The organism is Candidatus Deferrimicrobiaceae bacterium (genome assembly GCA_036504035.1).
Lineage (GTDB): Bacteria > Desulfobacterota > Deferrimicrobia > Deferrimicrobiales > Deferrimicrobiaceae > JANXPS01.
Map to the genome: position 1 here is coordinate 261,190 of DASXVV010000011.1, position 13,906 is coordinate 275,095.

At 66.2% G+C, this 13,906-nt stretch carries 8 protein-coding genes; 1 reads left to right on the top strand and 7 read right to left on the bottom strand.

What is annotated here, in order from left to right:
• Window positions 1-92 precede the first annotated feature (92 nt).
• The 4 genes from VGK27_10260 to VGK27_10275 form a co-directional block, all read right to left on the bottom strand.
• Window positions 93-1,034 carry a hypothetical protein gene (locus tag VGK27_10260; GenBank protein ID HEY3490485.1) on the bottom strand — a complete coding sequence of 314 codons (942 nt, stop codon included), beginning with the start codon at window positions 1,032-1,034 and terminating at the stop codon, window positions 93-95.
• Between the two features lie 86 nt (window positions 1,035-1,120).
• The gene (locus tag VGK27_10265) at window positions 1,121-1,699 is read right to left on the bottom strand and encodes a hypothetical protein (protein HEY3490486.1); all 579 of its coding nucleotides are present in this window, start codon (window positions 1,697-1,699) and stop codon (window positions 1,121-1,123) included.
• A gap of 25 nt (window positions 1,700-1,724) precedes the next feature.
• Window positions 1,725-10,718, bottom strand: a complete 8,994-nt coding sequence (locus tag VGK27_10270) for a glucoamylase family protein (protein ID HEY3490487.1) — start codon at window positions 10,716-10,718, stop codon at window positions 1,725-1,727.
• A gap of 146 nt (window positions 10,719-10,864) precedes the next feature.
• On the bottom strand, window positions 10,865-11,350 hold the full coding sequence (locus VGK27_10275) for a hypothetical protein (protein HEY3490488.1): 486 nt from the start codon (window positions 11,348-11,350) through the stop codon (window positions 10,865-10,867).
• Window positions 11,351-11,445: 95 nt separating this feature from the next.
• Between VGK27_10275 and VGK27_10280 the strand changes: the two genes are divergently transcribed.
• Window positions 11,446-11,652 carry a hypothetical protein gene (locus tag VGK27_10280; protein HEY3490489.1) on the top strand — a complete coding sequence of 69 codons (207 nt, stop codon included), beginning with the start codon at window positions 11,446-11,448 and terminating at the stop codon, window positions 11,650-11,652.
• On the opposite strand, the gene VGK27_10285 is transcribed toward VGK27_10280, so the two are convergent.
• Genes VGK27_10285 through VGK27_10295 form a run of 3 tightly spaced genes read right to left on the bottom strand, consistent with a single transcriptional unit; the run spans window position 11,649 to window position 13,889 of the window.
• Window positions 11,649-12,392 carry a hypothetical protein gene (locus VGK27_10285; GenBank protein HEY3490490.1) on the bottom strand — a complete coding sequence of 248 codons (744 nt, stop codon included), beginning with the start codon at window positions 12,390-12,392 and terminating at the stop codon, window positions 11,649-11,651. The two genes, VGK27_10280 and VGK27_10285, sit on opposite strands and share 4 nt — an antisense overlap.
• Complete coding sequence (locus VGK27_10290) at window positions 12,389-13,129, bottom strand: hypothetical protein (GenBank protein ID HEY3490491.1); 741 nt, start codon at window positions 13,127-13,129, stop codon at window positions 12,389-12,391. The genes VGK27_10285 and VGK27_10290 overlap by 4 nt, the downstream gene beginning before the upstream one ends.
• A 28-nt stretch (window positions 13,130-13,157) precedes the next feature.
• Entirely contained in the window at window positions 13,158-13,889 is a 732-nt protein-coding gene (locus VGK27_10295) for a hypothetical protein (protein ID HEY3490492.1), read from the bottom strand.
• Window positions 13,890-13,906 lie beyond the last annotated feature (17 nt).

A 13,906-nucleotide genomic window follows, 5' to 3' on the forward strand; every position in this document is an offset into this window, starting at 1 on the left:
ATGGGGGCCCCCTTTCGGATCGGCATGCGATCCCGCCCCTCAGTGTACTCCTCCCGTGCCCGCAACCAGGCCATCGAGGAGATCCCGGCGCCTTAAGGCTCCAGAACGAGAATCGCGAATGTCCCGGCCCGGACCGGGGGACGCGGGCGCGGGTTTTCCTTCGTGGGAGTCGGCGCGGGATCGTATTCGGCGACGGGCAGAAACACCTTGTGCGTTTTCGGATCGAGCGCCATGGTTCTGGCGCCGCGTTGCGTCGCGACCGTTTCTTCGACATGGAACGCATCGGGAGAATCCTCACGGGTCACGATCAGCGTTCCATCCCCATCGGAGCTGAACGCCAGCCCGGTTATCGGGTCGAACGCGTTGGCGTCGACGCCGGTTCCGATCGGCAGCGTCGTCATCAGCTTCCCGTTCCGTGAATCCATCACCGCCATCAGCTTGTTTCCGCAGCCGACGAACAGCCGATGGTTCCGGATGTCGATCGCCATGCCGGTGGGATCCTCCCCGGGCGCGAGCGGCCATCGGGCATCGATCGCCTTCGCGCTTGAATCGATACGCGCCACGATGTTCTTGTCCTGGAGATTCACGAATAGGTGCCCCTCGCCGTCCGCCGCGGCGAATTCCGGCTTCCCGCCGAGCGGGAGCGTGCCGGTGACGACGCCCTTGGCCGCGTCGAAAACGGTGGCATCGTCGCTGCCCCGGTTGAAGGTAAAGACCTGATGCGTGGACGGATCGTAGACGATAGCGTCCGGGTTTTTCCCGGTAGACACCTCGCCAAGCACGGCCAGCGTCTTCAAGTCGAAGATGGTGGCCGTTGCCGCGCGCCCGTTGCTCGTGAAGCCCCGCCCCAGGTCGGGCGCGAGGGCGATGCCGTGGACGCCGGCGGTGCCGGACACCCGCCCGGCGACCGCGCCGTGATCGATGTCGATCACCTCGACCTGCGTTGCGTGCGAGACGTATAGCCGACGCGACGATGCATCGGCCACCAGGTAATCCCACCCTCCCGTGCCCCCCACCGGAATCTTGCCGGTCACGTGATATCCCCCGGCCATAACGGGGGGAACGGCGATCAGAATTGCGGCAAGAACCGGCAGGCAGAGCCGGAATACATATCGCCGCATCACGCCTTCGTGTCCACGCCCGAACCGCTCGCGATGGTCTGCGCCACCTGAAGAAGGTCTGTCGCCTGGCTGGCGTCAACCGCGGATGCCGCCGGGATATCCGATGTCGACGAATTCGTCTGGTCTGCAAATGCCTGCCGGACCGCTTGCGGGTCGAAACCGTTCTGCTGAAGGATCTGGTCGATCGCGTTCTTCGAGCCCCCCTTGCCGCCCCCGCCGTGCGCGTGGCCGTGGTGATGCCCTCCGCCGGTGCCCGATCCTTGCTGGAACTGCGCGGGATCGATCCCGTTCTGCTTCAGCGTGTTCTGGACGGCTCCCTGGATGGCCGAAGCCACTTCCTGGGGGCTGCTCGTCTTGTCGAGCTTTCCGACCGCGTCCGACACCGCCGAGAGGATCTGCTGACGCAGGGCCCCGAGACCGCCGGCCTGGCTTCCTTGCGCTGCCGCAGCACCCGCAACGCCCGTCCGCGTGGCGTCGTTGTCGCCGTCGTCGCCTTTTCTGACGGCGCCTCCGGCCGCCTGGGACAGCCATTGGTAGATCGATTGCTGGTTTCCGTTGATACTCCCGATCGTGGACATGATTCCCCCTTCGGATTCCTGGTGTTCACTCGCTGTTGCCCTGCATAGGCAATGCGTCGGAGGAAAAGGTTACATCCCGGATCCGATGAGGATCGCGCGGCGTTACGCCAAGCCGGACGACGACGCGGTGGATCACGAGCCCCCGCTCCAGCGGAATCGTGTCGCCGGACAGGCGCCGGCCGTCGAGTTCGACCCAGCCGATTCCGCGCCCGATGCCGTCCGGATTCTCCACCTGGACCTCGTACACCGATTCACCGTGCCGATAGCGAAGGCTGAAGCCCGGCCAGGACGCGGGAATGACCGGATCGATCCGCATCTGTCCAGCCTGCACCTTCAGCCCCAGCACCTCTTCGACCCAGGCCCGGTACATCCAGGCCGCCGATCCGGTGTACCAGGACCATCCCCCCTGCCCGATCCGTCCGGGCAGGCGGTAGACATCGGCCGCGACCACGTACGGCTCGATCCCGTAGTGCCAGACTGCGGCCGCATCGCGGGCATGCTCGATCGGGTTGAGCATGCGCAGCACCCCGACCGCACGTTCCCCGTCCCCTTTTCGAGCCATGGCCATGGCCATCCAGAGGGCGGCGTGGGTATACTGCCCGCCGTTCTCGCGCACGCCGGGCGGATACCCCTGGATGTATCCGGGGGAGGGGTCCGAGCGGTCGAAGGGAGGCGTAAAGAGCAGCACCAGCCCTTCATCCTCGCGGACGAGCTGTCGCCAGGCCGACTCCAGCGCCTGGGTAGCGCGTGCCGGGTCGGCGGCGCCGGAAAGCCAGGCCCACGACTGCGGCAGCGAATCGATCCGCGCCTCCGCATTGGCCGCGGAGCCGAGCGGGGTTCCGTCGTCGAAGGTGCCCCGCAGATACCACTCCCCGTCCCACCCCGCCTGCTCGATCCTCCGGATCAGGGCAAGACGGTCCGCACGGTAGATTTCGGCCAGCTCCGGCTGCCGCACCAGGCCCGACAGCTCGGCCATCCCCTGCAACACGTCGCACAGGAACCAGCCCAGCCACACGCTCTCTCCTTTTCCCCCGGCACCCACCCGGTTCATCCCGTCGTTCCAGTCGCCCGTCCCCATCAGGGGCAGGCCGTGGGGGCCGGTTGTCAAGCCGCGGGCGACCGCGCGCCGGCAGTGGTCGAAGAGCGTCCCCCGCTCGCGGGAAGTATCCGGCGCCAGGAACTGCTCGTTCTGACCCTCCGCCAGGGCGGGGGCATCGAGAAAAGGCACCTCGGCCGCAAGGATGTCGATATCTCCGGTTGTCTTTACGTAAGCCGCGACGGCGTGGGGCAGCCAGAGGAGGTCGTCGGAAATTCGCGATCGGATCCCGGAGCCGCCCGGCGGATGCCACCAGTGCTGGACATCCCCCTCCCTGAATTGCCGGCCGGCGGCCAGGAGAATCTGGTCGCGCGCCAGGCCGGATCGGGCATGGAGAAAGGCCAGGGCGTCCTGCAGCTGGTCGCGATAGCCGAACGCGCCGCCGGATTGATAGAACGCGGAGCGCCCCCAGATGCGGCAGCTCAACGCCTGGTACAGGAGCCAGCGATTGACCAGGAGGTCGGCGGACGGTTCGGGCGTATGCACTTCGACCGTGCCGAGCAGGGCGTTCCACCAGTCCCGGGTCCGATCGAACGCGCTCTCGAAAGCCATCTCCTCGCGACAGCCTTCCAACAGCTCCCGGGCCTCCGTAGCGGACCCCGCCTGGCCCAGCACACAGTGGATGTCCCGCTGCTCGCCCGGAGCCAATTCGATGGTGACGCGGAGCACGGCGCACGGGTCCAGCCCCGCCCCGGTCCGTTGCGACAGGCGGGTCTGTTCCATGCCCGCCGGGTCGGTCATCGAACGGTTGCGGCCGATGAAGGCGGTGCGGTCGCCGCCGTACGATTCGGCCCGGGGGGTGATCGCCGCGAAGGCCACCCGCTCGCCGTAGTCGGGGTTGTACCGGTTTCGTGCGAACAGCCCGCAGGATTCCTCGTCCCATTGGGTCGCGACATGCATCTGCGTGCTCTCGCGGTTCTCGCCGAGCGTCATGTCCGTGTAATAGGTGACCGAGAGGCTGCGCCTTCTGGAAGAAGCGTTCTTGAGCCGCAGCCGCTGAAGCTTGACGGGCTTTCCCCCTTCGTCGTCCACGGGGACGAAAACGGTCAGCTCCTGCTCGATCCCGTGGCTGTTGTGCTCGAAGACGGTGTAGCCGGCCCCGTGCCGGGCGCGATATGCGCTTTCCTCACGGATCGGCGCCGCGGTCGGCGACCAGAAGCTGCCGCTCTCCTCGTCGCGGATGTAGAGCGCCTCCGACGCCGGGTCCAGCACCGGGTCGTTCGACCAGGAAGACAGGCGATTGCGCTGGCTGTTGCCGTACCAGGTGAAGCCGGATCCCGTTTCGCTGACCAGCGTGCCGAAGGTCGGGTTGGCGATGACATTGACCCAGGGCGCCGGCGTGTGGGTGCCCGGGCCGAGGTAGATCGCGTATTCGCGACCGTCCCGCGTGAAGCCGCCGAGGCTGTTGAAGTAGTCCAGCTCCATGAAGGGAAGCGGGGCCGAGGGCTCCCGGGAAGGACGTCTCCGGACCAACGTCTCGGGTCGCTCGGGCGCTTCCGCCAGCCCTCCCAGCTGCTGGGGCAGCGTGCCGCGCGCCGCCACCAGCACGACGCCGGCCGCGGCCTTGAGGAGCTTCAGGTCATCCTCCGGGATCTGCGCCACCTGCATCAGGAAGATCGCCCCAGCCCGGTCGGTCGCCCCGGAAAGGGCATGGAGCCGGATCAGCTGCTCCAGCCGTTCCTGGAGCGGCCGTTCGTAGGACCCGGCCTCCTCGTTCAGGATGACCAGGTCGGTCGAGAAACCGTGCATCCGCCAATAGGTGTGCGCCTGCAGCACCTGGCGGACAAGCCCGATATCCCGGACCTCGCCAATGGTGACCAGAGCAATCGGCAGGTCGCCCGAGATCGCGTAGGGCCACAGCCCGGCCTGCCCCTTCCGGTTTTCTTCAAGCCGTTCGGGGGGTGCGCGCAGGAGGTGCCCCGGAAACAGAAGGTGGCTCGCCAGCTGCTGGAAACGGCGCGCCTCGTCGGGCTGGATGTGCAGCATCTGCATCTGTTGCTGGGCCGAGCGCCAGGCGAAATCCAGGGCGCGCTCGGTCGCATGGGGGTCGCTGTACTTGTTCATCATCGGCACGACCGCCTCGCGGGTCGCCCCGGCCGCAAGCACCAGGGAAAGCCGGGCGCGCCGGCCGGGCTCCAGCGTGATGCTCCGCCGAAGGCCGAGCATCGGATCGAGGACGAACCCCTGGCTGTTGCCGAGATCCTGCACGGCGCCCATGGGATCCGCCGGCGTCCGGCCGCGGCCGATGAACCGCCCCCGGTCGGTCTCGAACTGCCAGCCGCTATCCGGTGGAAGATCGACGCCGTCCTGATGGAGCGTCAGGCAGTGCGCCACGAACAGCGGCGGCTCGCCTTCGCTGCGCGCCCTCCGAAAGGCCAGGAGCGCCTGCTGCTCCGGGAGCGCCTCGGTCCGGATGAACAGCTTGTTGAAGGCCGGGTGCTGCCGGTCCGCGTTGTGCGGCGCCATCGACAGCTCGACGTAGCTGGTCAGGTTGAGGCGGCGCACCTGGGTGGAGCGGTTGACCAGGGTGATCCGGCGGACTTCCACATCGTCTTCCGGCGAAACGATGATCTCGGTCTCGGTGTGGATCCCGTGGTCTTCCCTGCGAAAGACGGCCCGGTCGGGCGCAAATTCGACGGAATACCCGTCGGCCTTCCCGCCGACCGGGTGATAGCCGGCGGACCAGACGCGATCCGTATCGGCCTCGTGGATGTAGCAGAAGATTCCCCCCGCGTCGCAGGTCGGATCCGATCGCCAGCGGGTCAATTCCATGTTCCCCCACCGGCTGTATCCGCCGCCGCTGTTGGTGATCATCAACCCGTAACGTCCGTTGCTGAGCAGCAGGCTCCTGGGCGTAGCGGTATGAGGCGTATCGAAGGTGGTCCCGGCCGGCGCGACCGGCTCTCCGCCCGGAAGCAGCGGCTCGCCCGTCCGCGTCGAGATCAGGTGCAGCGGCGGGAGCGTCGGGATCCGTTCCTGAAGGAGCGCCTCGAACGCACGCACCCGCGGGTCGGCATGAAAACGGCGCGGGAACGGATTGCCGTGCAGGAAGTTCGTCAGCGACAGGAACGCCATCCCCTGGTGATGGGCCATGTACGCCTCGACCACCACCCCGCGCCGGCCCTCGCGCTGCGTTTGCCGGCTGAAATCCATCGCCTCGAAATAGCCGTAATCGCCGAGCAGCCCCAGCCCGCCCAGCCGCCTCAGGTTCTCCACGGACTCGGCCGGCGCCAGGTTCAGCGCCAGCAGGGTGGCATAGGGCGCCACGACCAGCTGTTCCTCGAGGCCGCGCTTCAAGCCGAGCGCCGGCACGCCGAAGGCCTTGTACTGGTAGGTCTTGGCCAGGTCGAGATCGGCATAGGCAGACTCGGAAATCCCCCACGGCACGCGCCGCTGCCGGCCGTAGGCGATCTGGACCTTCACCGCTTCGCGTGCCGCCTTGTCCAGGAGCGAGTGGCCGTAGGAGCGCTGGAACAGGAGCGGCATCAGGTATTCGAACATCGTCCCGGTCCAGCTGAGCAGAACACGCCGCTTTCCGATGCCTCCGTAGGGACGCCCCAGCGAGAACCAGTGCTCCATGGGAACGTCGCCCCGGGCGATCGCGACGAAGCTGCCGAGCCGCGCCTCGCTCGCCAGCAGGTCGTAGCTGGAAACGTCCAGCCGGGCCTCGGAGACGTTGTAGCCGATGGCAAACAGCTTGCGCTTTGGATCGTAGAGGAACCGCATGTCCATTCCGGCCGAAAGCAAGGCGATGTCGCGGGTCAGACGTTCGAGCTTGCCCAGCGTTTCCCCGGCCAGCCACTGCGACGTGGCGAAGGCGTCGATCACCCGGTCGATCCACGGGCGGATCGATGCGCAATCCTCGGGAGATGCGGCGCGCATCGCGCGAAGCATTGTGATCGCGCCGACCCGATCTTGCGCCAGGTCGAAGAGGGAGGGCGCCTGCGAAAGATCCCGTTGGATGGCGGCGAGCGCGTCCGGCCCCAGCGGGGCCAGCGCATCTGCGCTTTTTTCCGCGAGGATTTCCATCCAGCCCAGGTAGCTGTCGCTGTTCCGGCGCCAGGCGGAAAGCTGCCGGTCCAGCTCGGCGGCCCAGCGCGCATCGCCCGCGGCTGCAACGGCGGCCCCCAGCTCGACCTGCATCCGCCGTTGCAGCCCGAGGAGCGCGGCGATTCCGGCAGGCGGCGCATTCAGCTCCGTGAAAGGCGGCGCGTCCACCCGGCCCGGGCTCAGGATATCCAGGGTATCGGCAAGGCCGGCAAAGGCATTCCCGGCGAGGAGCGGGGCATGCGCCAGCTCGGCAAGCCCCTGCTCCAGCGCCCACAAGGCGCCCAGCAGGTTCCCGCTGTCGACGGTAGAGACGTAGCGCGGCTCGAGCGGCGCCAGGCTCCGGATGTCGTACCAGTTCAGGAGATGGCCTTCGTGTCGCTCAAGGCGAACGATGGTCTCCATCGTGAGGGTCAGCGTCTCGACCACCTGGTCGAGCGTCAGGTAGCCGGAATCGTGGGCTCCCAGGACGCTGCTCATCCAAAGCCCGATATTGGTCGGACTGGTGCGCATGGCCAGCCGGCTCTGGTGGGAGACCTGATAGTTGTCGGGCGGCAGCCAGGAGGAATCGACGTCGACAAACGCCGAGAAATAGCGCCAAGTCCGCCTTGCGACCTGCCGAAGGAAGCGAAGATCCCTCTCCGGCAGCCCGAGCGTGAGGCCCGGCTCGCCCTTGCTGGGCCGGTTCAGGAGCCGGCCCAGCAAGGGGGAGATAAACCACAGAAGCAGCCAGGGGGCGGCCTGCGGAAGGCTGGCCGGCATGAAGTGCAGGATGGCCAACGCCACGAGGACGCTGAAGAAACTTCCCGGCGCAAGCGCCGCGACGAAGACCGGCTGCCTGCGGGATGCGCTCAGATGGCTTGCCTGGGCCGCCCACTCCAGCAGGTGGCGCCGGGAGACGTGCCGCCGGTAGACGACCCGGGCGATCGCATCCAGCGCCACCGAGGCCTGGTGGGGCAGCAGGGCGGCGTCGGCCGTCGCCCGCAGCAGATCGTGCCCAAGCTTCGACAAAGAAAAGTAGGCCAGCCCCTTGCGGGTGGTCGCCATGGTGAAGGGCTGCGACAGCGGGTGGAAGAGAAGCTGGACACCGACCACCATCGAGGCGATTCCGCCGGTCTTCGGCGAGACGAGCCATGAGGTCGCGAGCAGCGCGAGGCTCGCGGCGGGCAGGACGCTGCGCCGAAGATTGTCGATGATCTTCCAGCGGTCGAGCATGGAGAGCGGGTTTCGCACGCGGCCGCCGGAAGCATCCGGAACCCGGGGAAAGATCCACCCGGCGATCTGCCAGTCGCCGCGAATCCAGCGATGGGCCCGGCTGCTGTAGCTTTGGTAGCCCTGCGGAAATTCGTCGAAGAGCTCGATATCGCTGGCCAGCCCGACCCGGACATGCGCCCCCTCGATCAGGTCGTGGCTCAGAATTCTTCCCTCGGGGAATCGCTCCGACAGCACGCGGCTGAAGGCGCGGACGTCGTAGATTCCCTTTCCGTGGTAGGAGCCCTCGCCGCTCAGATCCTGATAGACATCCGAGATCGCCTGGGTATAGGGATCGATCCCGACCGCGTCGCTGAACAGCCGGCTGAAGGTCGAGGCGCTCGTGCTCGGCAGCGTCGGGCTCACCCGCGGCTGGATGATGGTGTAGGAGCCGGCCTCGATGCTTCCGTCCGCGCCGAAGCGGGGCTGGTTCAAGGGGTGCGCCAGCGTCTCGATCATCCTGCGGGCCGCGCCGTGCGGCAGCTGGGTGTCGCTGTCCAGGGTGATGACGAAACGAACGTCCGCCAGGCGATCCGCCTCGCCCACGTAGACCATGCGCGGGGAGGATACCGGACGCGTGCCGTCGATCAGCCGGTTCAGTTCCTCGAGCTTCCCGCGTTTGCGCTCCCATCCGATGTATTTCTGCTCGGATTCGCTCCAGCGGCGTTCCCGGTGGAAGAGGAAGAAGCGCTCGCCGCCATGGCGTCGATTGAGCTCCGACAGGCTCGCGACCGCGGTCTCGAGCAGTCGGCTGTCGTCGTCGCGCGAGGGCGTCGCGGAATCGGTGTAGTCGGTGAACAGGCTGAAGAGCAGGTTCGCTTCCTTGTTCGCCAGGAAACGGATTTCCAGCTTCTCCACCTCGGCGCGCACCGTCTCCGGGTTCGAGAGCATCATCGGCACGACCACCAGCGTGCGAAACGCATCCGGAATCCCCGATTCCTCGAAATCCATCTTCGGCAAGGTCAGGGGCGGCAGGAGTCGCGTGATCAGATAGTTGACCACCTCGATCGCCAGCTGGCTGACCGGAATCAGCAAGAGCAGCAGCACGAGGCATGGAAGGCCTTCCGACCAGGCCCGGATCAGGGAAACGAACAGCGCCGAGAAACCGGCGATGCCGAGGGAATAGACGGCGCCGGGGTGTCGACGAATCCAGCCGAATGCCCGGGGACGAAGCGATTCGCGGCCGCCGAGCTGTCGGACCAGCTCGGCGCGTCCTTCCCCGATCAGCCAGCTGCCGACGTGGATGCGCCGTTCGTCGGTCGCCGATTCCTGCTTTGCCTTCGCCGCCTGGGCGACCGCGGCCTCGGCGACCCGCTCCTCGGCCATGCCGGTAGCCCGGGCAAGCGCTTCGACCGCGCGCCGGCACTGGTCCCGCGTCGCGAAATCCATCCCGGCGTAGACGCCGGACGGATCGCCGCGGAGCACGTGCTCCACCCGACAGAGCTGCTCGAAGATCTTCCGCCAATCCATCAGAGCGAGCCGGCGCAGGCTTGTGAACGCATTCCCGCAGGACAGCTGCTCGCTGGTCTGCCGGTTCTGCTCGCGCAGCGTCAGGTCGTGCAGGGGGGTCTTGAGAGTGCGCTCCAGCCAGCTCCGGACCGGCGCCAGCACAGCCGCCTCGTCGTAGAGCAGGCCGACCAGCTGCGACCCGAAATAGGGGCTGGGAGACGGTTCCGCGTTCGCAAGTTCCGCAAGGATCACGAAGAGCCGGTTGGAATCGCGGCGGTTGGCGGCGATCAGGCGGTTCGCCCAGAAGTCGGCGAGCTGTCGTTCGTGCAGGTCCGAAAGCGCGGTGACCGCCAGGCTCTCGATGCTTTCGACCAGCGCGATGCGCAGCATCTGGGGAATCGCCCAGAGCTCGCCGATCGTCAAGTGCCGGACGTCCTGGAAAGCGCCGATGAACGCCAGGATATTCTCCCGGTCCAGCCGCATCTCCGTGTGGGAAACGATATTTTTGGCCAGCCCGTAGATGCACGGAAGCCCCCGGTGGGGATCGGAAGCCAGCGTGGGCAGCTGCCGGTAAAAACGCAGGGGGAGGTTCAGCAGGACATCGCGGGCGGTCCCCTCCAGGATGTACTCGTTGTCGAGGATCCAGTCGGCGGCCGGCGTGGCTTTCTGTTCCAGACGACTCGCCGCGGCGAGATCCGCACAGATCCGGCGGACCCTTTGACGGGAAAGCTTCATGCGCCGGAGAAGCTCGGCCGTATGCGGCGGTTTCGGATCCACCTGCTGCTCCCGGGCATGGCGCCGGGAATGATCAAGAACCTGCGCCGGGGATAGCCTGCCCCCGGAAGAACGGGGTTCCGTCCGCCGCTCGAGCACGGGGTGCAGGATGAACAGCGTCGGAGGGATGTCGCCTTTTTCCCGCAGCAATGCCACCGGTCGCTGCAACGATTCGACGGGCGCCTCGAGAATCAGTGCGGTTTCCCCCGACACGAGACGACGCGCTTGATCCCGCAAGACTTCCGGCGACACCCGGTACCACGAACGATTGATCCGGACCTCGCCGTCCGTCCCCATGTGGATCAGGGCGGCGCGTCGATAGCCCCGGCCCGCGAGTTCCCGAAGGGCGCTGCGGGCTTCCTCCTGTCTGGCGAAATAACCGATCAGAACGGCTTGGCCCACTATTTGTCCTTTACTGGGTTGCGTGCGCAAACCGCTGCAAGGCAGTTGGCCGGGGTCGTCGGTACGAGTTACCGAAGGGAGGGAATGATCATGTCACGAATGGGCCATCCTCCCCGAGGATTTCGGTGCCCACGGAGGCGATGCGGCTAGGGATAGATGTAGGCGTAGCCCCGGGCCTGGAGGGCCATCAGGGAGATCCATCCGTTCTCGACGACCTTGATCCCCGGGAGCACCTTCTCCGCACTCGTCCCCTGGAGGCGGATCGCGACGGCGCACTGCTCCAGAGCTTCCACCCCCTCTGAGCGGGCCAGCTCAGCGATCTTCTTTTCGATCCGGGCGGCGATCTCCCGGTCTTCGTCCCGGATCATCTCCGGGTCTGTTTGCACAAGGCGCGTGGCGCCGCCCCGGAAGGCCAGGACGAGGCGCGGCCGGATGCCCTGCGCAAGGAGAGACCGGCGCGTCTCGTCGACGGTCTCGAGCTTGGTGAGCAGCACCCTGGCGCTTCCCTCGGTGAAGTCGAAGGCGGCCTTGACCTCCTTCCGCCCCGCGAGCGCCGCCGGCTTCTCGAACGCATCCGCATAGGCGAAGGCCACCGTCGATATCAGGAACGCCAGGAACAATAACTTTTTCACGGGCATTTCTCCCCTCCGGGACTTGGCATACAATCATTTTCGTCCCCCGGCTTCCGTCCCGGCAAGGACGCAATCTGCCGTTCACAGGAGGATCGATGAAAATCCAGGACGTGCGCACGGTCGCGAAAGAGAAAGGGATCAAATCCGCCCGCATGGGCAAGGCCGACCTCATTCGCGCGATCCAGCGGTCGGAGGGAAATTTCGATTGCTACGGCTCGGCCTCGGCGTCGTATTGCGACCAGGCCGCCTGCATCTGGCGAGACGACTGCATGATCGAAAGCGAGCTCTCCAGGCCGGACTAGTCCTTCAGGATCCGCTCGATCTCCCCATCGACCGATTCCGGAGACGACGCCGGCCTGGGCGAAGCCGCGGGTGGCCGTTCTTTCGCTCCGCCCCGGCTTCCCGAAGTGGCGGCAAGCGTCCCCATGAGATCCGCCGTTGCCTCCGCGAACATCCCCTGCATCACCCGGTTCGCATCCGCGTGATGCCGGTCCACCATGCACTGGATCGAGAACGGGCCGCATCCTTCGTAGAGCGTGGCGGCTGAATTTTTCCAGCTCCTTGCGACTTCCTTCTCCCAGACCGGCCGGTTGTCCGCACGACGCACGGCCCGCATGCGGATCGCGAATTCGTTCGACGAGGTCCAGGCGCCTGCGATGATGGCCTTTTCCAGCGTTCCATCGATGGCCAGCTCTTCGTCCACCAGTTCGGAGGGGCCGAAAACGAATCGGACCGCCTGAAAGCCGCCCGAGGCCGCCAATTCGTCGGAAAAGGCCTTCGCCCACAGGTCCGGCGTCAGGGCGGTCATCTGGCCGCCGATCCCCGCTTTCGCCATGTTGTAGAAGAGGGTTTCCGGGGCGAGCACGCTTCCGCGCTTCGTGAAATCCTCGGTGCCGTCCTTGAAGGGCAGGACCGCGACCTTCACCGGCAACCTCGTCCAGCCCTCTACCGAGCCGACCGGCTTGTAGACGAACGTCGAGTTGGTCGAACAACCCGACAGCAATATCAGCCCCAACGCGACAATCGGTATTCGCTTCATCATTTCCCCTTGAGGATTGCTTCGATCGTCTCGTCCACCGATCCCGGGACCGGCGACTGCGCGGGCGTTGCAGCGGGCGTGCGTTCATCCCCGCCCGTCTGGCCGCCCGGAAGTGACGCAAGCGTCCTGGCGAGGTCGGACCCTGCCTCCGCGAAGAGCTCGCGCATCACCCGGTTCACCTCCGCGTGGCTTTCATCCGCGATGCATTGCCTGCTGATCCCGCATCGGGTGAAAGCCGCCTCATCGGTATTCCAGACCCTTTCGACCCCCTTTTCCCAGAACGGTTTACGGTCCTTCCTCCACGAGGCGCGGAGGCGGAGCGCAAACCGGTTCGGCGTGTAGAACGCCCCGAAGGCGTAAGCCTTCTCGACCGTCCCCTCGATGCTGATCTCTTCGTCCACCAGTTCGGAAGGGCTGTAGACGAACCGGACCTCCCGGAAGATTCCGGAGGCGGCCAGGTCTTCGGCAAGGGCCTTCGCCCACAGTTCCGGCGGGAGGGCGGTGATGAAACCGCTGTAGCCGGTCTTCGCGAGGTTGAAGATCAGGTTTTTCTGATCGACCAGGAATCCTCCACGCTGCGTGAAGTCCTCGGTGCCGTCACCGAACGGAAGGACCGCAACCTTCATCGGCAGCTTCGCCCCCGCCACCGGAGGCATTCCCGGCTTGAACACGAACCGGTCGTTGACCGAGCAGCCTGCCAGCACCCACAGGACCAATCCGGCAACAAGGCAGCTCTTCATCGACAATTTAGTCCTCCCGGTTTCCATCTCAATTTCCTTTCAGGATCCCTTCGATCGTCTCGTACACCGATCCCGAGGATGGCGGCGTCGCAGGCGATTCGGCTTGCGAAGCCCCGTCTTCCCCGACCCGGCTCCCCGGGAGACGCGCCAGCGTCCGCACGAAATCGGTCCGGGCCTCCGCGAAGAGCTCCTGCATCGCCCGGTTGATATCCTCGTATCGCTGGTCGATCACGCACTTTAGTCCGAACCCGCAATTCCGTTTTATCCTCGGGGTCCACACCCGCGCGACTCCCTTTTCCCAGACCACCCGGTTGTCCGCCTTCCGCAGCGCGCGGAAGGCAAGCGCGATTTCGGTCGGCTGGTCCCAGGTTCCGATGCCGTAGGCCTTCCTCACCGTCCCCTCGATATAGAGATCTTCGTCCACCAGCTCCGACAAGTTGAAAAAGAAGCCGGCCGACCGGAAGTCCCCCGAGGCCGTCAGGTCGTCGGCAAAGGCTTTCCCCCACAGCTCCGGCGTCAGGGCGCTTGCGGTGCCGGGGATGCCGGCTTTCACGAGGTTGAGCGTCAACCCGGACGGGACGAAGAGGCTTCCACGCGTCGTGAAATCCTCCGTGGCGTCCTGGAACGGGAGCACTGCGACCTTCACCGGCAACTTCGTCTCGCCCGCCGGAGATGCAGCCGGCTTGTAGACGAACGTCGCGATCGGTGCGCAACCCGCGATCATCAACAGGATCACCGCGGCAACAAGATATCGCTTCATCGGCCCATCCCTCTCAA